The 23644-nt window shown below is 65.4% G+C and carries 19 protein-coding genes; 13 read left to right on the top strand and 6 right to left on the bottom strand.

Annotated features, from left to right (window positions below; all coding sequences use genetic code 11):
• Nucleotides 1-8: 8 nt before the first annotated feature.
• The 3 genes from flgK to PRN20_RS10715 all read right to left on the bottom strand — a co-directional run bounded on the left by flgK (nt 9) and on the right by PRN20_RS10715 (nt 4373).
• Nucleotides 9-1856: a flagellar hook-associated protein FlgK gene (gene flgK / locus PRN20_RS10725; protein ID WP_273957343.1), complete on the bottom strand. Its 1848-nt coding sequence runs from the start codon at nt 1854-1856 to the stop codon at nt 9-11.
• Nucleotides 1857-1924: 68 nt separating this feature from the next.
• On the bottom strand, nt 1925-3697 hold the full coding sequence (locus PRN20_RS10720; protein ID WP_273957341.1) for a flagellar hook protein FlgE: 1773 nt from the start codon (nt 3695-3697) through the stop codon (nt 1925-1927).
• A gap of 388 nt (nt 3698-4085) precedes the next feature.
• The gene (locus PRN20_RS10715; protein WP_273957340.1) at nt 4086-4373 is read right to left on the bottom strand and encodes an HdeA/HdeB family chaperone; all 288 of its coding nucleotides are present in this window, start codon (nt 4371-4373) and stop codon (nt 4086-4088) included.
• Between the two features lie 262 nt (nt 4374-4635).
• On the opposite strand from PRN20_RS10715, the gene PRN20_RS10710 reads away from it, so the two are divergent.
• From PRN20_RS10710 to PRN20_RS10695, 4 genes are all read left to right on the top strand, one after another.
• Nucleotides 4636-4989 carry an ArsR/SmtB family transcription factor gene (locus PRN20_RS10710; RefSeq protein ID WP_273957339.1) on the top strand — a complete coding sequence of 118 codons (354 nt, stop codon included), beginning with the start codon at nt 4636-4638 and terminating at the stop codon, nt 4987-4989.
• Nucleotides 4986-5468 carry an SRPBCC family protein gene (locus PRN20_RS10705; protein ID WP_273957338.1) on the top strand — a complete coding sequence of 161 codons (483 nt, stop codon included), beginning with the start codon at nt 4986-4988 and terminating at the stop codon, nt 5466-5468. Before PRN20_RS10710 ends, PRN20_RS10705 begins: the two co-directional genes overlap by 4 nt.
• Nucleotides 5469-5672: 204 nt before the next feature.
• The gene (locus PRN20_RS10700) at nt 5673-6305 is read left to right on the top strand and encodes an MBL fold metallo-hydrolase (protein WP_273957336.1); all 633 of its coding nucleotides are present in this window, start codon (nt 5673-5675) and stop codon (nt 6303-6305) included.
• A 223-nt stretch (nt 6306-6528) separates the two neighbouring features.
• Nucleotides 6529-8895, top strand: coding sequence for an arylsulfatase (locus PRN20_RS10695; RefSeq protein ID WP_273957335.1), 2367 nt, complete (start codon nt 6529-6531; stop codon nt 8893-8895).
• Between the two features lie 112 nt (nt 8896-9007).
• Here PRN20_RS10695 and PRN20_RS10690 read toward each other — a convergent pair whose 3' ends face one another.
• Nucleotides 9008-10108 carry a M24 family metallopeptidase gene (locus tag PRN20_RS10690; protein WP_273957334.1) on the bottom strand — a complete coding sequence of 367 codons (1101 nt, stop codon included), beginning with the start codon at nt 10106-10108 and terminating at the stop codon, nt 9008-9010.
• Nucleotides 10109-10260: 152 nt separating this feature from the next.
• Nucleotides 10261-11652, bottom strand: coding sequence for a M20/M25/M40 family metallo-hydrolase (locus tag PRN20_RS10685; protein WP_273957333.1), 1392 nt, complete (start codon nt 11650-11652; stop codon nt 10261-10263).
• 434 nt (nt 11653-12086) lie between these two features.
• On the opposite strand from PRN20_RS10685, the gene PRN20_RS10680 reads away from it, so the two are divergent.
• The 5 genes from PRN20_RS10680 to PRN20_RS10660 all read left to right on the top strand — a co-directional run bounded on the left by PRN20_RS10680 (nt 12087) and on the right by PRN20_RS10660 (nt 17796).
• Entirely contained in the window at nt 12087-13655 is a 1569-nt protein-coding gene (locus tag PRN20_RS10680; protein ID WP_273957332.1) for an ABC transporter substrate-binding protein, read from the top strand.
• Between the two features lie 71 nt (nt 13656-13726).
• Nucleotides 13727-14806, top strand: a complete 1080-nt coding sequence (locus tag PRN20_RS10675; protein ID WP_273957331.1) for an ABC transporter permease — start codon at nt 13727-13729, stop codon at nt 14804-14806.
• Between the two features lie 8 nt (nt 14807-14814).
• Nucleotides 14815-15768, top strand: coding sequence for an ABC transporter permease (locus PRN20_RS10670; protein ID WP_273957330.1), 954 nt, complete (start codon nt 14815-14817; stop codon nt 15766-15768).
• 10 nt (nt 15769-15778) lie between these two features.
• Complete coding sequence (locus PRN20_RS10665; RefSeq protein WP_273957329.1) at nt 15779-16795, top strand: ABC transporter ATP-binding protein; 1017 nt, start codon at nt 15779-15781, stop codon at nt 16793-16795.
• The gene (locus tag PRN20_RS10660) at nt 16792-17796 is read left to right on the top strand and encodes an ABC transporter ATP-binding protein (RefSeq protein WP_273957328.1); all 1005 of its coding nucleotides are present in this window, start codon (nt 16792-16794) and stop codon (nt 17794-17796) included. The genes PRN20_RS10665 and PRN20_RS10660 overlap by 4 nt, the downstream gene beginning before the upstream one ends.
• A gap of 38 nt (nt 17797-17834) precedes the next feature.
• Here PRN20_RS10660 and PRN20_RS10655 read toward each other — a convergent pair whose 3' ends face one another.
• Nucleotides 17835-18815, bottom strand: coding sequence for a LacI family DNA-binding transcriptional regulator (locus PRN20_RS10655; RefSeq protein ID WP_273957327.1), 981 nt, complete (start codon nt 18813-18815; stop codon nt 17835-17837).
• 176 nt (nt 18816-18991) lie between these two features.
• Between PRN20_RS10655 and PRN20_RS10650 the strand changes: the two genes are divergently transcribed.
• From PRN20_RS10650 to PRN20_RS10635, 4 genes are read left to right on the top strand one after another with little or no spacing between them, the layout of a single operon-like run.
• Nucleotides 18992-20101: a BMP family ABC transporter substrate-binding protein gene (locus PRN20_RS10650; protein WP_273957325.1), complete on the top strand. Its 1110-nt coding sequence runs from the start codon at nt 18992-18994 to the stop codon at nt 20099-20101.
• Nucleotides 20102-20107: 6 nt separating this feature from the next.
• A complete protein-coding gene (locus PRN20_RS10645) occupies nt 20108-21652 on the top strand; it encodes an ABC transporter ATP-binding protein (RefSeq protein ID WP_273957324.1) in 1545 nt (514 codons plus the stop codon).
• On the top strand, nt 21649-22716 hold the full coding sequence (locus PRN20_RS10640; protein WP_273957323.1) for an ABC transporter permease: 1068 nt from the start codon (nt 21649-21651) through the stop codon (nt 22714-22716). Before PRN20_RS10645 ends, PRN20_RS10640 begins: the two co-directional genes overlap by 4 nt.
• Nucleotides 22713-23633 carry an ABC transporter permease gene (locus PRN20_RS10635; RefSeq protein ID WP_273957321.1) on the top strand — a complete coding sequence of 307 codons (921 nt, stop codon included), beginning with the start codon at nt 22713-22715 and terminating at the stop codon, nt 23631-23633. Before PRN20_RS10640 ends, PRN20_RS10635 begins: the two co-directional genes overlap by 4 nt.
• Nucleotides 23634-23644 lie beyond the last annotated feature (11 nt).

Genomic DNA, 23644 nt, shown 5'->3' with positions numbered 1-23644 from the left:
CTCGGGTCCTACAGCTGCATGATCGCGTTCATGAGTTCCTGCACCACGCTCATCACCCGCGCATTGGCGGCGAAGGCGTTCTGCAGTTCCATGAGGCGCGCCATTTCTTCGTCGACGTCGACGCCGTATTCGGAGTCGAGCCGCTGGGTCAGGGCATCGAGGGTCAGCTCCTGCGTCTCGGCTTCCGAGATCGCGGCTTGCGCGACATTGCCCTGGAAATTGAGGGTCTGCGAAATGAGGTCGGCGACGGTGCCGCCGAGGCGGAGGCTTGCCGTGGTTCCGCTGGTCCCCTTGGTGCCGGCGAAGCGCATGCCGTCGAGGTTGTTGATCAGCTGGTTGAGCCGGTCCTGGTCGCCGAGCGGCGTCGTGGCGGTGTGCTGCACCAGCAGCTTGTTGTCCGTAACGATGGCCGAATTGACGCTGATGCGGCTGGCGAAGCCGAGCTTCTGGCCCACGCCATCGAGGCTGTTCGTAAAATCGGCCTCGTTGGTATCGACGAAGAGCGAGAAGCCGAGCGTGCCGTTCTGTAGGCCCGTCGAGGTCGTGCGGGTCGACAGCGACAGCATGTCGAGCGTGCCGGCTGCGCCATCGTCCATGATCCTGAGCGTCGAGCCCGAGGGATTGCTCACGGCGAGGTTGACGCCGATGCGGTTCTGCAGCTGGGCGGCGACGCCCGCCGCGCCACCGGCAAAGTCGAGGCCGATGACACGGGCGCCGTTCGCATCGACATAGTCGATCGGCAGCCTGCTGGCGTCATCGACGCGCAGCACGCGCACGGTCTTCTCCGCGCCGCCCTGCGTATAGGTGAAACTGAACTCGTTGCCGTTGCGGATGTTCGCGATATCGACTTCGTAGCCGTTGAACGCGCCGGCCGTGACCTGCGTGCCCTGGGTCACGTTGGTCGACATGGCCTGCGCGACGGACGCAGCGATCTCGTCAAGCTGGTCCTGCGCCTGCACCAGCGACTGGTCACGCAGCTGAATGAGGCCGCGGATCTCGCCGGAACTGAGGACGTTCTGCTTGACCAGATCGATCTCGAGGCCGGCCGGCGTCATGATGGTGAGCTTGCCCACCCCGCTGACGGCATCGTCCGGGCTGAAGCGCGAGGCGGCCGAGAGCGCGCCGGCGCTCTCGTAGTGGAAGACCGACGCCTTCACGTCGAGAATGCCCACGCCCGAGCGCGTCATCAGCGACACGGTGCCGTCACCGCGGTAGCTGACGCGCAGGTCCATCTGTCCGGACAGGCCTTCGATCAGCCGGTCGCGCTGGTCCATCAGCGTCGCCCGCGAGCCGGAATCGATGCCCTGGTCGGCGAGGCGCGAGTTCACCTTCTCCAGCGCCTGCAACTGCTGGTTTATGCTGTCGACGTTGTTGGAGAGCTTGGCCTCGATCTCCTGGCGGAGCGACTGCACGTCCGAGCTCAGGCGGTTGAGCGTCGTGGCCAGCGTCTGCGCCTTCTGCACGAGGTCGGCCCGGCTTGCATAGCTGTCGGGGCTCGTCGCAACAGCCGCGAGCGAGCTTTCGAAGGCGTTGTAGGCGCTGTCGATCGAGCCGATGGTGCCGGGCTTGCCGAACAGGGTCTGCACGCGGTCGAGGTAGTTCGCCTTCACGCTGGCGAAGCCGGACTCGGCGGTCGTCCGCGTATAGTGCTGCTGGAGGCTGGAATTGAAGGCGCGGGTAAGCGCCCCCTCGCGGGCATAGGTGGAGTTGGCGCCCATCGAGTCGATGACGCTGATCGAACGCCGGTGGTAGCCGGGGGTGCCGGCATTGGCGACGTTGTTCGACAGCGTATCGAGCGCGCTCTGGCCGACGCGCATGCCCGATAGTGCGTTGCTGAGGGTAACCGAGAGCCCCATACACCCTGCTCCAGTTTAGGTCGCATCCGGCGCGGCTGAACCGCGCCGGACGAGTTCGGATGCCCGCGTCAGCGGATCATGTTCAGCGATTCCTGCAGCATCTGGTCCGCCGCCGAGACGATGCGGGTACCGGCCGCATAGGCCTGCTGCGTCACGATGAGCTTGGTGAACTCTTCGGAGATGTCGGTATTCGAGGCTTCCACCGCCGAGCCCAGCACGCCGTCGGTATCGAGCAGAGGCTCGCCCGACTGCGAGGTCGCGGCGAAGACGCCACCGTCCATGCGCTTCAGCGCATTCACGGCGTTGAAGTTCGCGGTCACGACCTGCGCCACCTCGAGCTGCTGCCCGTTGGTGTAGGAGACGACCACGCGGCCGTTGTCGTTCACCGCCACCGAGACGAACTCACCCGCGGCGTAGCCGTTCTGGTTGAGCGTCGTCACCTCGGCGGTGCCGTTCGGATCGGAGAACTGGGTGAGGCCCGTCTGACCGTGCTGCAGCCGGACATCGCCGATGAGCACGCCGTTGACCTGCAGGTCGTCGAGCTGGGTGTATTCGATCGGCGGGTTGGGCGAGCCGTCGGCGCCGAAGCTGTAGTCGCCCCCGACACGGGACCAGGCCGTGCCGGCACCGGTCGCCGCCGAGTTGGTCAGGACGAACAGGTTCCAGCGCTCGGCGCCGCCATTGGCGGTCGAGTTCACCTTGGCCCAGCGCATCTGCACGTTGGCCGGCGCGCCGTTGCCCGCATAGACGGTGATGGCGCCGCCCGAGATCGACTGGGAGACGAAGGTGTTCGCATCGTCGGCCGCGATGTTGTTCACGCGGGCCGCCAGCGCGACAGACGACGAAACCGTCGGGTTGTAGGTGCCGTCGGCGAGACCGAAACCGAGCGAAGAGGTGCCCGTGGTCGTGTCGGTGACCTGGATAACGTCGGTGGCGTCCGCCGCCGTCACAGTGACGGCGCCGCTGCCGTTCAGCGCGATCGTGGGCCTGTCGCCCGGCGCCGGAATCCCTGCGTTGATGACGTTCTGAATGGCAGTCAGCAGACCGCCGACCGTGCCCGCGGCCGCGATGTCGACGTTGTTGCCGGTATGGCCGCCGCCTGAAACGAAGTTGATCGTCACCGGCGAGCCGTTGACGCTGATGGTCAGCGAGTCACCGACGCTGGCAACATTGGTTGCCAGGTCGCCAGCTGCCAACGTTGCACCACTCGTGGTCGCCGGCACGTCCGGCGTCAGGTTCAGGAAGTCCTGGGCGCGCAGCAGTTCGCTGCCGGGCGCGAGCGAGGCCTGGTAGGCCGCGGTCTTGGGCAGCTGCGGCAGGTTGAGCTCGTAGTTCACCGTGCTCGTCTGCTGGGCCGGCAGGAACGCGCTCGAAACCCGCAGCACCTGCGGCACGGAGCCCGAGATATTCTGCGTCTCGGGGTCGATCGGCAGGCCCTTGAGGTAGTAGCCGGAGCCGTTGACCATGTAGCCGTTCTTGTCGAGCTCGAAGTCGCCGCGGCGGGTGTAGTAGCTGGCGCCGGCGAACAGGGTGTCGCCGTCCGACATGCCGATGGCCGGCTCGACCACGAAGAAACCGTTGCCGTTGATGGCCATGTTGGTTTCGGTCGTCGTGCCCTTGATGTCGCCCTGGAGGTTGTTCGTCGAGCGCGAGTAGGCCAGCACCGAACCGGCGGTTTGCCGCTTCTGCGAGGCATCCGGGATCATGTCGACGAAGTCGGTATCGATGCGCTTGAAGCCGGTCGTCTGGCTGTTGGCGATGTTGCCCGAGATGTTCTCGAGAGCGAAGGATTGGGCGCGAAGCCCCGTAACTGCGGTCGAAAGAGCGCCGTAGATGCCCATGTTAAGCTCCAGTACCCCCATTGGCGTGCGGACACGCGGGTTCACCGGAAACAATGCAAGGGTGATGCCAAACCGGCATGCTATTGTTTTTGCTGGATTTTCTTCACAGTCACGCCGAACTGTGGACGCATTGAGGCAAAAGAGTCCGGGTCCATGGGCAGGATTTGCCGGGCCTGAGACGTCGCAAGATCGGGGATTCGGAGCGCGCCCCCTGCCCCACCGATCCTGGGGAGCAGACTGCAATCGCGGCGCTGCCGAACAGGGAGAGGCGAACCGTTGCGCCGAACGACAGGAGCGGCAAGGCCCTTTGCCGCTCCAGCCGTTCCATCGATAGGCAAGCGGCGAGAGTGACCATTCGCCGCCATTCGCCTGTTCCGATGGGTTAGTTCTACTTCATGCCCTCGATGATGCTCGAAACGGTAGCATCGGGCGACGTGGCGCAAGCGGCCTTCACCTTGTCCACGTTGGCCGTCAGGGTCCCGACTTCTACCATCGGGTTATTGCTCTTGGCGTGGGAATAACCGCTCGCCCAAGCCGCAACCACTCCCGTGGCGACTGGCCCCATCTCGGCAGCCTGTTTGCAGGTCAGCTTGGACAGGTCGGCCTCGGCGGCGACGGCCGGGCCAGCAATAATCAGGACTGAAGCAACGACTGCAAGAATGCGAATGCGCGTCATAACCCTTCTCCTCTCAGGGGCAACATTGCCCCACCACATCATCGCGAGCCCGTTCCAACACGGGGTGAACATCACCCCCCGCATTCGGGGCGATAACGCAGCAAATCGTAAGAGCCGCAGGCCTCCCGGCGGCCATTCCGCCTTGCACGCCATCTGGGCCACCTGAGGCAGCGCTCGGCTGTTCCAGAGTTGCTCCCACGTCGCGTTGACAACATAACATGTCTGTTATATAAGACGTATGTTATCAAGCGGACGGCTTCAGATGCTCGACCAGTCCTTTGCCGCCCTTTCCGATCCTGTGCGCCGTGCCCTTATCCAGCGGCTGGCGGAGGGCGAAGCAACGGTGCAGGACCTGGCCCGACCGTTTTCCATCAGCCAGCCCGCAATCAGCCGTCACCTGAAGGTCCTCGAGGACGCGGGGTTGATCGAAACGCGCGTTGACGGCACGGCGCGGCCCCGTCGGCTGAAGCCCGAGGCTGTCGCTCAGCTCTGGAACTGGCTCGGCCAATACCGCACGCTTTGGGAGGTGCAGTTCCAGAAGCTCGACGCGGTACTCGACGAGATTGCCGATGATGAACAGCAAACGTCACGCGATCGAGGAGCCGGCCTGCCGTGAACAAGAACGTGGAAATGCTGCAACTGCAGGTCACCCAGGACGGCGACACCGCCATCATCGTCCGTCGCAGTTTTCGCCACCCGCCCACCCGGGTGTGGCGGGCGATGACCGACCCCGCCCTGATCCCCAAGTGGATGGCATCGATGGATACGATGACCCGATGCGAGATGGATCTGCGGCCGGGCGGCAGTTTCCATTACGAATGGGGCGGCTCACCGGAGAACTCCTTTTACTTCTCCGGGCCAATCCTGGCTGTTGACGCGCCGCACCACATGACCCACGTCGAATATTTCAACGGCGACACGGCGTCGGGGACAACCATCACGACCGATCTGGAGGCACGCGGCACCGGGACCCGCATGACAATCGTCATGCGATACGCCGATGCAGAAGCCCGCGAAGAGGCGATCAGAAACGGCATGACGGACGGCTTTGACGAAGTCTACGACAAGCTCGAGGCACTGCTGACCAAAGCGTAGCGCGGCTTACCTGGGGCCCGGGGCGACTTCACGCCGAGCCCTGCACTTCCACCACCGAACCAATCCAACGCATGCGTCCGCACGCGTCAATGAGTGCGCAACTCAAGGTGGCTTCGCCCGACGCGCCCTACGCATTCGGTTCGGCCGCATCGCCTGAAAGCGTGCGGCATGGCCAACTCTGAACCTATGCTGGAGACAAAGACGATGAGCGCTTCCCGCCCAATCACCATCACGCCGATTTTCGTTGCCGATCTGCTGGTCGAAGGCGAGCGGATGCCGGTCTACGTCCATGTCATCGACCATCCCGATGCGCGGATTCTGGTGGACACGGGCATGACCGAACTTCACCCGATGGCAGCGGACCTGAACCCCTGCCTCCACCCGCTCAACAAGCAGAACTTCGACCTGGGCAGCGTTGACATCGTGGTCAATACGCACCTGCACGCCGACCACTGCGGTGGCAATCACCTCTTCGCGGGCAAGCCAATCTACGTCCAGCGCCGCGAACTGGACGATGCCCGCAGCAACAAGGACGAGTATCCCATTCGAGAGTGGATCGATGCCGCAGGCGTTGAGTACATTCCAGTGGATGGCGAGCTCGAGCTGCTACCCGGGCTTCGGCTCGTCCCCGCGCCGGGCCACACAGACGGGATGCAGGTCGTCGTCGTGGACACCGGAGAACGCCCGATCGTGGTCGGCGGCGACGTTGCGGTCTGGTTCGGCGAACTCGAGGAGCCGCACAGCGAAGGTCAACTGCGCGTCTTGGCGATGAACCCGCAACTGATCTGGCTCGCGCATGAGCACGAACCGTGGCGGCCTCGAACCGTTCAGGCGTAGCGCCGTTGTGCGTTGCAGGGGTGCCTGGCGGGTCGTCTCGGGTTAACGGAAAAATCGACTCGATTGCCAGGCCACGGGAGAAGGGGCTGTAGAGGGGGACGCCCTAATCGTCGTCTCTCCATCGCCTCATGCGACGCCTGACGGTCGTCTTGCCGCAATCGCGCGTCTGCCATTTCTCACGGATCGAAGGGCCTCGTTCGCCGCCTGGACGGAGCCCCCCCCGATGGCACTCACAGAGTACAAACCCGGCACTACCTTCCCCGGCCGCATGGGCCGCACGATCGATGAATCCCAGCCGGCCTGGCCGGCGCCGGAGCGGGCCGCGGCCGGTTCGCCCAACGTCATGTTCATCGTCATCGACGACACCGGCTTCGGTCAGCTCGGCTGCTATGGCGGCCCGATCGAGACACCGAACATCGACCGGCTGGCCAAGAACGGGCTGCTGTTCACCAACATGCACACCACGGCGCTCTGCTCGCCGTCGCGCTCGTGCATGATCACCGGTCGCAACCACCACTCCAACGCGATGGCCTGCATCACCGAAGGATCAACCGGCTATCCGGGCTCCAACGGCGCAATTCCGTTCGAGAACGGCTTCCTCTCCGAGGGGCTGCAACAGCACGGCTATGCGACCGTCGCACTCGGCAAGTGGCACCTGACGCCGGCCGAGCAGATCAGCGCGGCCGGACCGTATGATCGCTGGCCCCTGGGGCGCGGATTCGATCGCTACTACGGGTTCCTCGGCGGCGATACGCACCAGTATTATCCGGACCTCGTCTACGACAACCACCAGGTCGAGCCGCCGAAGACACCCGAGGAGGGCTACCATCTCTCCGAGGACCTGGCGGACAAGGCCATCGAGTTCATCGGCGACCTCAAGCAGGTGGCGCCGGACAAGCCGTTCTTCATGTACTTCTGCACCGGCGCGAACCACGCTCCGCACCACGTGCCCAAGGAGTGGGCCGACAAGTACAAGGGCCAGTTCGACGATGGCTGGGACGCGCTGCGCGAGCGCACCTTCGCCAGGCAGAAGAAACTCGGCATCATGCCCAAGGATGCGGTGCTCTCACGCCATGATCCGGATGTGCAGGACTGGGGCAAGCTCCCCGCCGAAGAGCGCAAGCTCTACGCGCGGATGATGGAGGTGTACGCTGGCTTCTGCTCGCACATGGACCATCAGGTCGGCCGGATCATCGACTACCTCGAAAAGCTCGGCGAGCTCGACAACACGCTGATCATGTTCATCTCGGATAACGGCGCGAGTGCGGAAGGCGGCCCGACAGGCTCGATCAACGAGAACAAGTTCTTCAACAACGTCCCGGACGACCTGAAGCAGAACCTCGCGGCGCTCGACGACCTGGGCGGGCCGAAGTACTTCAATCACTACGCCTGGGGCTGGACGCATGCCGGCAATACGCCGTTCCGCCGCTGGAAGCGTGAGACCTATCGCGGCGGGGTTTCCGACCCGTTCATCGTCCACTGGCCGCACGGCATCAGGAAGAACGGGCTGCGGACGCAGTTCACCCACGCCATTGACATGGTTCCGACGGTCTACGACGCGCTGAAGCTCGACCCGCCGACGACAGTCCGCGGCGTCACCCAGTCGCCGATCGAGGGCATCAGCTTTGCCGAGACCTTCTCCGACCCGAAGGCCGAGGACAGGCACAAGACCCAGTATTTCGAGATGTTCGGGCACCGCTCGATCTATCACGACGGCTGGCGGGCGGTGTGCCCGGTGCCCGGCACCTCGTTCATCGAGTCCGGCTTCGGCTTCGGCCAGATGGTGCTGACCGAGGACAAGCTCCGCGAGCTCGATGCGACGGGTTGGGAACTCTACGACCTCAGCAAGGACCCCACCGAAACCAACAATCTTGCCGAGACCAACCGCGCCAAGCTGATCGAGATGATCGCCACCTGGTACGTCGAGGCGGGCAAGTACAAGGTGCTGCCGCTCGACAGCCGCGGCACCATGCGCTTCGCCGATCCGCGGCCGCAGCTCACCAAGGACCGGGCCACCTATGTCTACTATCCCGGGACGCAGATGGTGCCGGAGAATGTCGCGGCCAAGCTGCTCAACCGTTCGCACAGCCTCACCGCCGAGGTGGAGATCCCCAAGGGCGGCGCCGAGGGCGTACTGATCTGCCACGGCGGCAATGTCGGCGGCTACACGCTGTTCGTGAAGGATGGAAAGCTCCACTATGTCCACAACTACGTGGGCGCGGAGGAATTCCACCTCGTCTCGGACACTGACGTGCCGGTGGGCAAGGTCGAGCTCCGCTACGAGTTCGAGGTCACCGGCAAACCCGATCTCGCCCGCGGCAAGGGGGCTGCGGGGACCGGCCGGCTCTACATCGCGCACAAGCTCGTCGGCGAGATGAAGCTGCCCTACACCGTGCCGCTGGCGCTCGGTATCGGCAGCGGCGTCTTTGTCGGCCGCAATGGCGGCTCATCGGTCTCCGCGCTGTACGATCCGCCCTTCGCCTTCACCGGCACCATCAAGCAGGTGACGGTCGATCTGACCGGCAAGCTGATCGTCGATACGAAGGAACAGGAAGCCGCGTTGGCCCGCACCGCCATGGCCCGCCAGTAGGGCGAGCCCAGCCTGGGAGGCGGGCAGCGGCGGTGACGTCGCGGCATTGCCCTCGGGACGGCTCCCATGGGAGCCGTCGGACTTGTCCGGGTGACCGGCTGTCGCGTCGCCGTCAGTCGGCCGCCACATGCATGTCGCGCGACAGGCTGGAGAGAATCTCCGGCCCGTCCTCCCGCAGGATCACGATGTCCTCGAGGCGGATGCCGAAGCGGCCGGGAATGTAGATGCCGGGTTCGATCGAGAACACCATGCCCTCGGCGAGCACCGTGTCGGATGTCGCCGTGATATAGGGCGGCTCGTGCCCGCCAATGCCCATGCCGTGGCCGGTGCGGTGGACGAAGTATTCGCCGTAGCCGGCATCGGTGATGACCTTGCGGGCCGCCTCATCGACATCGCGGGCCAGCGCGCCCGGCTTGGCCGCCTTCAGCGCAGCCTGCACGGCGCGTTCAACGATGGTGTGGATCTGGCCGTATCCGTCGGGCGGACGGCCGACCACGGCCATGCGGGTGATGTCGCTCGGGAAGCCGGCGATGCGGCCACCGATATCCATGACGACGGCATCGCCTTCCGCCAGCTGCCGGTCGCCGGTGTGATGATGCGGGAAGGCACCGTTGGGGCCAGCGGCGATGACGGCGAATTCCGGCTTGGCGCCCTGCGCGCTGAACTCATCGAAGATGATCGCGGCGAGTTCCTTTTCGGTCATGCCGGGACGCATCGCCGCAAAACCCTTCTGCATCGCCTTGTCGGCGATGAGGGCGTTCTTCTTGAGGGCAGCGTATTCGCGTGCGTCCTTGCGCATGCGCAGGTAGCTCAGCGTGTCGTCCGTGAAGCTGCGCTTCGCCTCGGGCAGAGCGTCGAGCAGCAGCATGGCAAAGTCGATGCGCATCGTCTCGTCGAACGCGACATGGCGCGCGGTCGTGCCGCCGACATCGGCGAGGGCTTCGAGGAACGCGGCCTTCGGGCCAACATCGTCGGCCCAGACGCGGAACGGGATTTCGGTCTCTTCGCGGGAGCCGTCGGCGTTGAGCGCCGGCATCAGGAACGCTTCGCGCTCCGGCCCCACGAGCAGCAGGCACGGGCGCTCGCACAGCAGCGGATGGAACCCGACGAGCCAGTCCATATGCGGGCTCGGGGCGAGGGCAACGAGATCGACGTCCTGTGCCTTCATCCGCTCGCGCAGTCCGGCGAGCCTGGCCTTGGTATCCACAGTCACAGTAGGCGCCCCCCTTCAGGCGTATGGTCCTGGCCCCTCGCCTGCCCATCCGGGAGCGATGCGGCCGTGTTTGTTGTCATCGGCAGCGGGTCTGGTCCCGCTGCCATTGTTGCTGTCACACACGCGAGTGCATCGCCCCGTGTGGGGTCGGTTTACGGCGTGGTAATGGCGTCGAGAATCCGCACCCAGGCACGGATGCCCTTCTGGAACGAGCTCAGATTGTACTTCTCGTTCGGCGAGTGGCCGCGGTCGTCGGAATTGCCCCAGCCGACCAGCAGCGCATCCATGCCGAGGATGGTGCCGAAATCGCCGACGATCGGGATCGAGCCGCCACCGCCGGTGACGATGGCCGGGTTCGACCATTCACCGAGCAGCGCCTGCTTGGCCTTGTCGAGGATCGGCGCGTCGAACGGCAGCTGGACGGCCGGCGCGGCGCCATGGTCGCCGAACTCCACGCGGCAGTCGGCCGGCACCTTCGAGCGGACATAGGCGCGGAAGCTGTCGCGGATTTTCAGCGGATCCTGATCGTGCACCAGCCGGAACGAGACCTTGGCAGTGGCTTCGGCCGGGATCACGGTCTTGAAGCCTTCGCCGGCATAGCCGCCGCTGATGCCGTTCACTTCGGCGGTCGGACGAGCCCAGTTGAGCTCGAGCATCGAACGGTTCTTCTCGCCTACCGGGATGGAGAGACCCACCTGATCGAGCATGTGCGGCATCGACTTTTCGAGGTCGTCCCAGACCTTTTTCAGGTCGGCCGGCGTTTCGCGGACGCCATCATAGAAGCCCGGCAGCGTAACGGTGCCGTCCTTGTCGTGGAGACCGGCGAGAATGTCGCTGATGATATGCAGCGGATTGGCGGCGATGCCGCCATAGCCACCCGAATGCAGGTCGTGGCTGGCGGCGTAGATCTTGATCTCTTCGCCCACGAGGCCGCGCAGGCCGGCGCAGATCGACGGGGTGTCATCGTCCCACATGCCCGTGTCGCAAACGAGCACGTAGTCGGCCTTGAGCTCTTCCTTGTTGGCTTCAAGGAAAGGGCGGGCGGACGGCGAGCCGCATTCTTCCTCGCCTTCAAAGATGATCGAGATGCGGGCCGGCAGGCTCCCGCGCACTTCCTTGTAGGCTCGCACGGCCTCCACGAAGGTCAGCAGCTGCGCCTTGTCGTCGCAGGTGCCGCGACCGGAAATGATCTTCTGGCCCTTGGCGCCGATGCGGATCGCCGGCTCGAACGGCGGATGGGTCCACAGGTGCAGCGGATCGACGGGCTGGACGTCGTAGTGACCGTAGAACAGGAAGTGCGGACTGTCGGGGCGGACGCCCTCGTGATGCGCCACCACCATAGGATGGCCGATCGTATCGCGCACCGAGGCATCAAATCCCAGGCTCGTCAGGTAATCGGCGAGCAGTTGCGCCGCTTTGCGACAGTCGGCGGCGTGGGCTGGGTCGGTCGATATCGAGGGGACCCGTACGAGCTCGAATAGGGTTTCGAGGCTCGATTCAAGGTTCGCGTCGGCACGGGTGAGGACAGGTTCGAGGTCTGACATAGGCACCGCTTCTGTGATTCGGGATCACTCTCTCCGATCCCGCTACGGGGGCGTATGGCACATGCCCCAGGGAGGCACCATCCATACTCAAGACTGCCTCTGTCGGAGGCGTGAATCGCATCGGATGCTGTTCTTTCGCTACGACGCCGCCTTGACAGGCCTCGCGACATGCCTTTGTCTGACATTTGACAAACATGGGGTCACAGGTGTCCAAAACCGGACTTTGATAGTCTTTTTTTGCGACCGACGCCGATTGCAAGCAAAACAACAATAAAGCTGACGGCCCCTCCGGAAGCTTAGCTAGATTACCCGGAGACTCATACGCAGGCTCGACCTGCGTAGGCTGGCACTTTTTCGACTACAACAACCAGGACAGAGGAGCCCTACTGGTGAAACGATTGGTATTTCTTGGCGCCGCACTCGCGGTGTCAACGATGTCCACTGGCGCAGCGCTGAGCTTCGAGGGAAGTTCTCTCGTTGCCCCCGACTGCAACTACGGCGGCAAGATCAGCGCGATCCGGGCCACCGACGAGCACACCGTCACCTTCACGATGTGCGCAGCGGATCCGGCATTCGAGGCGAAGGCCGCCTTCGTCTCGTTCGGCATTCAACCGTCCGAGCACCTCGCCACCGTCGGCACGACCAAGGACATCCTTACCAACCCGATCGGGACCGGTCCCTTCAAGCTCGATGCCTGGAATCGCGGCGACTCGATCATCCTCAAGCGCAACGATGGCTACTGGGGCAACAAGTCGCCCTACGAGACGCTGGTGTTCCGCTGGAGCACGTCCGGTGCCGGCCAGCTGAACGAACTGCGCTCGGGCACGGTCGACCAGATCAGCACCCTGAGCCCCGACGACTTCGACGCCGTCAAGAACGACCCCGACCTGCAGTTCCTGCCGCAGTCGGGCCCGAATACCCTGTATCTGGGCATGACCAACACCTTCGAGCCGTTCAACAACGTCAAGGTGCGTCAGGCCATTGCGATGGGCATCGACCGCCAGCGCATCGTCGACAACTACTTCCCCGATGGGTCGGAAGTTGCGTCCCACTTCACGCCGTGCACGATCCCGAACGGCTGTGCGGGCGAGGCCTGGTACGGGTTCGATCCCGTCGCCGCCAAGGCGCTCCTGGCCGAAGCCGGTTTCCCGGAAGGCTTCAAGACCAAGATCTACTACCGTGACGTGTTCCGCACCTACCTGCCGGAACCCAGCACCATGGCAGTGGAAATCCAGTCGCAGCTGAAGGCCATCGGCATCGACGCCGAAGTGTCTCCGATGGAGTCGGGCGAGTTCATCGGCCAGGCCAGCGCCGGCAACCTCGACGGCTTCTACCTGCTCGGTTGGGGCGCGGACTATCCGCACATCACCAACTTCCTCGACTACCACTTCGGCAAGGACACCAAGCAGTTTGGCGCTTCCATCCCGGAGATCCACGAGGCGCTGACCAAGGGCTCCTCGATCGCCAATGTCGATGAAGCCAAGCCGGTCTACGAGCAGGCCAACAACGCCATCCGCGAATTCGTGCCGATGGTGCCGATCTCCCACGCGGCAGCAGGTTCGGCGGCCCGCAGCTACGTCAAGAACGCGAACTACCGTCCGTTCGGCGCCAAGCAGTTCAGCACTGTGGACCCGGGCAAGGACACCATGATCGTCATGCAGAACGCTGAGCCGATCAGCCTCTACTGCGGTGACGAGAGCGACGGCGAGTCGACCCTGGTCTGCACGCAGATCACCGAGACGCTGCTCGACTACGCTCAGGACAGCGGCGAGGTCGTGGGCGGCCTGGCAACGGGCTGCGAGGCGAATGCCGACGCGACCGAGTGGACCTGCCACCTGCGCGAAGGCGTGAAGTTCACCGACGGTTCGGCCTTCGACGCCAACGACGTCGTGGCCTCCTACGCTGCCGGCATTGACGTGAGCAATCCGTCGCACGTCGGCAACACCGGTGCGTTCGACTACTTCTCGAGCCTCTGGGGCCTGATGAACGCGCCCGCCCAGTAAGGCGAGTTCTGTCTTGAGGCGGGCGTTCCGGCGCCCGCCTCACCCGCTTTCAGCCCATAAAGTTTTGCGCGATGCTTGGTTACGCGATCAAACGGCTACTCAGCGCCATTCCAGTCTTGTTTGGCATCCTGGTAGTCACCTTCTCCCTCGCCCGCCTCATTCCCGGCGACCCGTGCAAAGCCATGCTGGGCGACAAGGTCAGCGATGCGACTTGCGCCGAGTTCGTGCGCAATTTCGGCCTCGACCAACCCATTCCGGTGCAGTTCCTCTATTACCTGCGCGATATCGCCCAGGGTAATTTCGGCAACTCCATCCGCTTCTCCCGGCCGGTGACGCAGATCATCATCGAGCGCCTGCCGATGACCATGGAACTGGCGATCCTGGCGCTGATCGTCGCCGCCGTTGCCGGTATCTCCATCGGCATTTTCGCGGCGCGGCGGCACAACACCGCCGCTGACGTTGGCACGATGGCGCTCGCCAATGTCGGTATCGCCATGCCGATCTTCTGGCTCGGCCTGATGATGGCCTATGTCTTCGGCGTCATGCTGAAGGGTACGCCCCTCTGGCTGCCGCCGTCCGGCCGGCTCACCGCCGGTTTGAGCTCCGTGCCGTTCTACCAGGTCTGGGGCTGGGAACTGACCAAGGGCACGTTCGGTGCCCAGTTCGCCGAGTTCATCTCCAACTTCTACATCTTCAACGCGCTGATCACGCAGAACTGGGTAGTCTTCACCGACGCGGTTCGGCACATGATCCTGCCGGCGCTTGCCGTGGCCACCATTCCGATGGCCGTGATCGCCCGCATGACCCGCTCATCCCTGCTCGACGTGCTGGGGCGCGACTATGTCCGCACGGCCCGCGCCAAGGGGGTGCCGGACAACAAGGTGGTGCGGCGGCACGCCCTGGGCAACGCCATGCTGCCGGTGGTGACGATCCTGGGACTGCAGATGGGCGCCCTGCTCAGCGGGGCGGTCCTCACCGAGACCGTGTTCGGTCTCGCCGGGGTGGGACGCATGCTGGTCGAGGCGATCTTCGCCCGCGATTACCCCATCGTCCAGGCGTTCACGGTGATGATCGCCACGATCTACGTCGTGGTGAACCTGATCGTGGACCTCTCCTACACCTACCTCGACCCACGCGTTCGGCCTCAATAGGACCTGATATGACGAGCCTAAACATCGCCAGCGCCCAGGCGGCCGCGAACGTAATGGAGGATGGCCTGCTCGGCGATCCGGTGCCGCTGTGGAAACAGACGTTGAAACGACTGCTGCGCAAGCGGTCGGGCCAGGTCGGCATGTTCCTGATCGGCTTCATGGTGCTGGTGGCAATCTTTGCCCCGCTCATTGCCCCCTACGATCCGAACCAGGTTCTGATCGGGATCGAGGACGTCAAGCGCCGTGACCCTCCCTGCGTGCACATGCTCGGCTGCGACGTATCGCGCCCGCAGCACATCATGGGCATCGACGGCAACTCGCGCGACGTGTTCTCGAGACTGGTCTACGGGGCGCAGATCAGCCTGATGATCGGTGTCGTCACCGTCACCATCGCGCTGATCGTGGGCGTGTTTCTCGGCGCGATCGCCGGCTATTTCGGTGGCTGGACCGACAACCTGATCATGCGCTGCATGGACGTGATCCTGGGTTTCCCTGCCCTCCTCCTCGCCATCGCCATCGTGGCCGTGCTCGGGCCGGGTATAGTCAACGCCCTGCTCGCCATTTCCGTGGTGTCGGTACCGGGCTATGCCCGCGTCACCCGCGCCAGCGTGCTGTCGGTGAAGTCCCAGGACTTCGTGGCCGCCAGCCGCGTTCTGGGCGGCAGCAAGTGGCGGATCCTGTTCACCCGGGTGTTGCCCAATGCCCTGACGCCGATCGTCGTCCTTGCGACAATGGGTGTGGCGGGAGGCATTCTTGAAGCCGCCGGCCTGAGCTTCCTCGGGCTCGGCGCGCAGCCGCCGACACCGGAATGGGGCACGATGCTGGGCACCGAAAAGGACCAGATGTTCTCTTCGCCCCACCTCGTGTTCTTCCCCGGCATCGCGATCGTCATCACGGTGCTCGGCTTCAACCTGCTTGGCGACGGACTGCGCGACGCGCTCGATCCGCGCCTGAACAGCTGAGGCAAGCGCCATGAGCGAGCCAATCTTTCAAGTCCGCGACCTCAGCACCGTCTTCACCACGCGCTCGGGCATTGCCCGGGCCGTGGACGGCGTCAGCTTCGACCTCAATGCGAGGGAAACCCTGTGCATCGTCGGTGAGAGCGGCTGCGGCAAGTCGATCACCGCGCTGAGCGCTGCCGATCTCGTTCCCTACCCGGGCAAGGTGGTCGGTGGCGAAGTGCTGCTCGGAGGCGTCGACCTGCGCAGGATGACGCCCGCCGAGATCAGCAAGGTGCGCGGCAATCGCCTGTCGATGATCTTCCAGGACCCCTCCTCCTCGCTCAATCCCGTCCATACCGTCGGCAAGCAGATCTCCGAGGTCTATCGCCTGCACAAGGGCATGGATGCAAAGCAGGCCGAGGCGGCTGCCACGCGGCTGCTGGCCGCGGTGGGTATCCCGGATCCGGCCCGACGCATGAAGGCCTATCCGCACGAAATGTCCGGCGGCATGGCCCAGCGCATCATGATCGCCATGGCGCTGGCCTGCGAACCGCAGGTCCTGATCGCCGACGAGCCGACGACCGCACTCGACGTCACCATCCAGGCCCAGATCCTGGACCTGATGCGCCAGCTGCAGAGCGACTACGGCACCGCCATCATCCTGATCACGCACGATCTCGGCGTCGTCGCCGAGATGGCCGACCACGTGGCGGTGATGTATGCCGGCCAGATCGTCGAGTACGCCGACGTGCGGACGCTGTTCAAGTCGCCCAAGCACCCCTACACCCAGGCCTTGCTGCGCTCGGTTCCGAGCATGGACGCCAGCCGCGAGATGCTCGAGGTGATCGAGGGGCGGGTCCCGCAGTTGACCAATCTGCCGCAGGGCTGCCTGTTCGCCCCGCGCTGCGCCGCCCGGCGCGAAGCCAACGAGCCGCGCTGCACGACGACGGTGCCGGATCTGCTCTCGGTGGCGGGGGGACACAACTGCCGGTGCTGGCTGACGGCACCATCTGCCGGCGAAACACGAAAAGAGGCAGAACTGGCATGAGCGCCCTGCTGGAACTGCGCGGAATCCACAAGGAATTCGCGATTAGAGGCGGCACCTTTCAGCGCCTCGTCGGCCGCGTCCGCGCGGTCAGCGACATCGATCTCACCATCGAGAAGGGGCGCACCCTCGGTGTGGTCGGTGAAAGCGGGTGCGGGAAATCCACGCTGGCCCGGATCGTCATCGGACTGCATCCGCCCAGCAGCGGCGAGGTCGTCTTCGATGGCAGGACGATCAGCGGCGGCGCCTCAGGCATCGACTTTGCCTCGAGCCGCCGGATCCAGATGGTCTTCCAGGACCCCTACTCCTCCCTCGACCCGCGCGTTCCGGTCGGCGTCTCGATCGGCGAAGGCCTCGTCATCCACGGCATCGGCGATGCCGCGAGCCGACGCAAGGCCGTCGGCGAAATCCTGCAGCGGGTGGGACTGCCGCAGCAGGCGGCCGATCGCTATCCACACGAATTCTCCGGCGGTCAGCGCCAGCGCATCGGCATTGCCCGTGCCCTGATACTCGAGCCCGAAGTGCTGATCTGCGATGAGCCGACTTCGGCGCTGGACGTCTCGGTGCAGGCGCAGATCCTGAACCTGCTGCGCGTGCTGAAGGGCCAGCTCAACCTGACCATGATGTTCATCTCCCACAACCTGGCCGTGGTTCGCCACATCGCCGACGATGTGATGGTGATGTATCTGGGTCATGCCGTCGAAGTGGCGCCAGCGGACGTGCTCTTCTCGCGTCCGCGCCACCCCTATACGCAGGCCCTGCTCTCGGCGACCCCCATTGCCGATCCGGACCAGCGCGGAAAGCGCGTGCAGTTGACGGGCGAACTGCCATCGCCGCTCAATCCGCCCACCGGCTGCCCTTTCCACCCCCGTTGCCCGCTGGCGAACGACCGCTGCAAGTCGGAGCTGCCCACGCTGGCCGAAGCCGGTCCGGCGCGCGTTGCCTGTCACGCAGTCTCGGAAGGCCGCGCCTCATCCCTGGAAGTCGGTGCAGCGCTCAACTAGGGCCTAGCCGCGGTGAAACCCGGGGCATGACGCCTCGATCAAATTCGAGATGTCGAGCCGCGCTCCACCAGCGTCACCGGCAGCACCACGTCCTCTGTGGGCAGGTCGCGGTTGCCGAGGCGGGCGATCAGCAGGTCCGTGGCGCGGCTGCCGAGATCGGCCAGCGGCTGGCGGATGGTGGTCAGGTCGATCAGCGGCCAGCTGGCCCACTGCATGTCGTCGAAACCGAACACGGAGACGTCGCCGGGCACGCTCATGCCGCTGTCCTTGAGCACGCTGAGCGCCGCGATCGCGACGAGGTCGTTGACGCAGGCGATCATCGTCACCTCGCGCCGGCGGATTGCAGCGACCGCCTCGGGCGGCAGTTGCGGCACGAGCTGCACGTTCACTTCCCACACCAGCTCCACCCTGCCCGCGGCGGCATCGACGAAGCCCTGCCGGCGTTCGTAGCTGCTGGTGAGATCCTGGAATCCAGAGAGCATGCCGACGCGGCGGTGCCCTAGCGCGATAGCGTGTTCCGCCATCAGCCGCCCGCCGGCATAGTGATCGGCGTGGACGCTGTCGAGGCCAGGGAACTTCGCGTCGAGCGACACCATCGGGAAGATCGGCGGGTTGGCCAGCTTGAATTTGGGGTGCAGCAGCGCCACCGCGCCATCGACTCCGTGCTTGGCGAGGGTGCGCACCACCCTCTCCTCGCGCATCGGCGCATTGCCGGAATCGATCACCAGTGTCGCATAGCCATGCGCCTCGGCGCGCAGTTGCACCGCCTGGGCGATTTCCGGGAACACCGGGCTCGTCAGCGTCGGCAGGATGCAGCCGATGATGTTGTTGCGCCCGGTCTTCAGCGCCCGCGCCGCATTGTTGCGCGAGTAGCCCAGTTCCTCCGCCACCCGGCGCACCAGCGCGTCAACTTCAGGGGTTACCTTGTTGAGATCGTTGAGCACATAGGACACGGTCGCCGAGGAAACCCCGGCAATTCTCGCCACGTCCTTGATGGTTGGGCTCTTCTCTTTGCCCATGCTTCCCCGACCGCTCCCCCGCCTGAAATCTGTGGACCAAGACCGCTGCTCTGCCAAGCACCCAGCGGCATCCGACGAAATGCGGCTTGACTCCCCCAATAGCACCTCGGTTATCTATTTACACGATTAAACGACCTGATCGTTGAGTTTCATCGGACCGCTCTGGAGGAGTCCCCATGTCTAGATCCGCAACCCGCGTGGCCCTGCGCCGTGCTGCCCTCGGGCTCGTCAGCGCCACGGCGCTGCTGGCCGCCACCGCTGCCGGCGCGCTGGCCCAGGACAAGGTCCTGCTGCTGATCAACGGCGCCCTTGGCGACAAGTCGTTCTTCGACTCGGCCAATAAGGGCATCGAGGAGATCAAGGCCAAGTACGGCGACGACGTCGAGACCAAGGTGCTCGAAATCGGCGACGATCCGACCGGCTGGGAGCCGGCGCTGCTCGAAGTGTCCGAGCAGGACTGGGACCTGATCATCGGCGGCACCTTCTCGCTGTCCGAAACGCTGGGCACCGTGGCCGAGCAGTACCCGGACAAGAAGTACATCCTGTTCGATGCGAGCCTGCCCTTCGAAGGCGGCGCCTACCCCAACGTCTACGCCGTCCAGTACAAGCAGAACGAAGGCTCCTACCTCGGCGGCATCCTTGCCGCGGGCCTCCTGAAGTCGGGCCTCCCCGCTGACGCCGGCACGGCGCTCGGCTTCCTCGGCGGCATGGACATTCCCGTGATCAACGACTTCCTCGTCGGCTACATTGCCGGCGCCCAGTCGGTCACCCCCGACGTCAAGGTGTCGGTCGCCTATGCCGGCTCGTTCACCGATGCCGCCAAGGGCAAGGAACTCGGGCTCGCCCAGTATCGCTCGGGCGTTGCGCTCGGCTTCATCGCCGCCTCGCAGGCCGGCCTCGGCCAGGCGGCTGCCGCCAAGGAAACCGGCAAGTTCGTGCTCGGCGTCGACTCCGACCAGGAAGCGATCTTCGCCGAAAGCGATCCGGCGATCGCCAGCCAGGTGGTGAGCTCGGTGCTGAAGAACGTCGACGTCAGCCTCGTCCGCGCCTACGACCTCTACAAGGAGGGTAAGCTCCCCTTCGGTTCGGCCGAGACCGTCGGCCTTGCTGAAGGCGCCGTCGGCATCGTCGAGACCGGCAACTACGAGAAGCTCGCGTCCGCCGAGACCAAGGCCGCCATCGCCGACGCCAAGGCCAAGATCGCCGCGGGCGAGATCGTCGTGCCGACCGCGTTCGGCATGGACACCGCCGCGATCAGCGCCATCCGCGACGCCGTCCGTCCGTAAGCGCCGATGAGCACCGCGCCGCAAATGGCCGAAGGCCCCATCGTCTCGTTCCGGCAGGTCGGCAAGACCTATCCGAACGGCACCGTGGCCCTCACGGACGCCTCCTTCGACATCCGGAGAGGATCGATCCACGCCATCTGCGGCGAGAACGGCGCCGGCAAATCCACGCTGATGAAGATCCTGTTCGGGCTCGAAAGCCCGAGCGCCGGACAGGTCTTCATCGATGGCGCCGCGGCCGATACCGCGACGCCAGACTTCGCCGGCAAGCACGGCATCGGCATGGTGCACCAGCACTTCTCGCTGGTCCCCATCCTCACTGTCACCGAGAACATCATCCTCGGCCACGAGCCGCGCAGCTCGATCTTCATCGATCGTACTAAGGCGCGCCGCCAGGTCGTCGAACTGAGTGAACGTTTCGACCTCGCAGTCGACCCCGATGCGCGCACCGACACCCTGTCGGTCGCAGCGCAGCAGAAGGTCGAGATTCTCAAGGCACTGTCGCGCGACACGCGCCTGCTCATCCTCGACGAGCCGACCGCTGTGCTGTCTCCGCCCGAGATCGAAGAACTGTTCAACCGCCTGCGCGACCTGCGCGCCGCGGGCATGACCATCCTGTTCATCTCCCACAAGCTGCACGAAGTGCGCGCGCTGGCGGAGACGGTCACCGTGCTGCGCGCCGGCAAGGTGGTGGGCACCACGCCGCTTGCCGAGGTCGATGACGCCGAGATCACCCGCATGGTGATGGGCCGCGACGTCGACGTGCCACGCCGCCAGCGCCAGACCACCTCTGCCCCGGTCGTGCTCGAGCTCGCGAAAGTCTCGACCCGCTCGCACGATCCCGCCGACCGCATCGAGGACATCTCGCTATCGATCCGCGCCGATGAAATCGTCGGCATCGCCGGCGTCGATGGCAGCGGCCAGCGTGGCCTCGTCTCGGTGCTCAGCGGCCTGATGCATCCGGCCTCCGGCAGCATTCGCCTCTCCGGCGCCGACATGTCGCGAGCCGCCGCCCCCGCCTGGCGCAAGGCCGGCCTCGCCTACCTCCCGGCCGATCGCTACGCGCAGGGCGGCACCGCCTCGCTCAGCCTGGCCGACAACGCCATTGCCGGCACCGATGGCGACAAGGCGCTGCAATGGGGCCCGTTCCTTCGCCGCGGCGCCATCCGCCAGCGCGTCCAGCAGATGATCGCCGACTATGCGGTGCGCGCCGGCGGCACCGGCGAGCGGCTGGACTCGCTCTCCGGCGGCAACGCCCAGAAGCTGATCGCAGCGCGCGAACTCGCCGGCTCGCCAAAACTGCTGATCGCCGACCAGCCGACCCGCGGCGTCGACGTCGCGGCCGCTGCCCTCTTGCACGGCCGCATCGACCAGGCCGCCCGCAACGGCGCCGCGGTGCTGCTGATCACTGCCGATCTGGACGAACTGCTGCGCCTCGCCGATCGCGTGCTGGTGCTGTTCAACGGCCGGATCGTCGCCGACCTCGCCAACCACGCCGGCCTGACGCCCGCCGCGCTCGGCCCCTACATGCTCGGTCTGGAGAAGGCCTCATGACCCGCTCCATCCTCGCCGGTCTCACCGAATTCGCCCTCACGGCACTGGTCATCGTGCTGGTGATCCTCGCCGTACTGGTGCCGGTGGCGCTGTCGCAGCCGGACCCGTTCGAGGTGCTCCGGCTGTTCGTCCTCGGCCCGTTCGGCACCATCCGCCACATGGGCAACATCCTCGAAGCGGCGACCCCCGCCATGATGACCGGCCTTGCCGCGACCATCATCTTTCGCGCCGGCATGTTCAACCTCGGCGTCGAGGGCAGCTTCTTCCTCGGTGGCCTCGCCGCCGCCGCGACTGCCGTCCTGCTCCCGCTCACCGGCTTCGTCGCGACGCCTGCCGCCATCCTCGTTGGCGCGCTCGTCGGCTCGCTCGCCTGTATCGTGCCGGGCTACCTCCGGGTGCGTTTCGGCGCCTCCGAGATGGTCAACTCGCTGGTGCTGAACTTCGCCTTCCTGTTCGCCGGCGTCTACTTCCTCAACTACGTGCTGCGCGATCCCAATGCCGGCGCGCTGATGTCCTACAAGCTGCCCGCCGACTTCACCCTCGACCGGCTGCTGCAGGGCACCCGCCTGCATACCGGCGTCATCATCGCCTTCGTCGCCTGCATCCTCGGCGGCATCTGGCTCTACGGCACCCGTTCCGGCCTCAATGTCCGCATCGTCGGCTCGAGCCCGGGCTTTGCCAGCCATCTCGGCCTCGCCTCGTCGAAACTGCTGATGCAGGCGCAGGTCGCCGGCGGTCTGATTGCCGGCATGGCCGGCGCCATCGAGGTGCTCGGGCTCTACAGCCGCTTCTCGTGGACCGCCCTGCCCGGCCTCGGCTGGACCGGCATCACCGTCGCCATCCTCGCCCGCGAGAACCCGTTCCTCGTCATCCCTGCCGCACTGTTCCTCGCTTACCTCCAGGTCGGCGGCGACATGCTGGCGCGCAATCTCGACGTGCCCTCCGAGATCGTCGGGCTGGTCACCGCCGCGATCCTGCTGGCCGTCACCGCCGCGGCCATCTTCCGCCACCCGGCGTTCCTGCGCCTCATCCGCGACATCAAGGGTCAGGAGCGCGGCGCATGATCGAGTTCTTCCAGGCCATCGCCGACCCCGCCGTCGTCGCCACCGTGCTGCGAGTGATGACGCCGCTGCTGCTCGCTGCCCTCGGCGTGCTGATCTCCGATCGCGCGGGCGTGCTCAACATCGGCATGGAGGGCATCATGCTCTCGGGCGCGCTGATCGGCGTGCTGGTCAGCGCCGCTACCGCCAACCCGTTCCTCGGCCTCTTCGCCGCGCTGATCGGCGGCGGCATGCTCGGCGCGCTGATGGCCTTGTTCATCAATGGCCTCGGCACCCAGTTCATCATCACAGGTATTGCGCTCAACATGGCGGCCCTCGCCGCGACGACGTTGGGCCTGTTCCTTGCCACCGGCGACAAGGGGATGTCGGGCGCGCTGCAGAGCGGCGTGCTGCCCAATATCGACATCCCCTTGCTCGGCGGCATCCCGGTGCTCGGCCCGCTGCTGTCGGGCCACCACATGCTGACCTACGTGGCGATCCTCGCCGTCCCCACGGTCGCCATCATGCTGGCGCGGACGCCCTTCGGCCTTCACATCCGCGCCGTCGGCTCCGACCCCAAGGCGGCCGCGGCCGCCGGTGTCTCGCGCAATCGCGTGCAGTTCCATGCGCTGACTCTCTCCGGCGTATTCGGCGGCGCCGCGGGCGCATATCTCTCGATGGGCTATGTCAGCTGGTTCGCCCAGAACATGACCGCCGGACGTGGCTTCATCGCGCTCGCCGCCGAGGTGATGGGCATGGGCACGGCCTGGGGCACGTTCGCCGCTGCGGCGGTGCTCGGCATCGCCGAAACCGTCGCCATCACCATGCAGACCAAGGGCCTGCCCAATGAGCTGATGCAGATGATCCCCTACATCGTGCCGGCCGTCATGCTGACCGTTTACGCGGCACGCCGGCAGGCCAAGGCCCGCTCGAATTCCTGACCACCCTAGAT

It is taken from the genome of Devosia sp. ZB163 (assembly GCF_028613635.1).
GTDB lineage: Bacteria > Pseudomonadota > Alphaproteobacteria > Rhizobiales > Devosiaceae > Devosia_A.
This window is presented reverse-complemented; position numbering and strand designations above follow the sequence as displayed.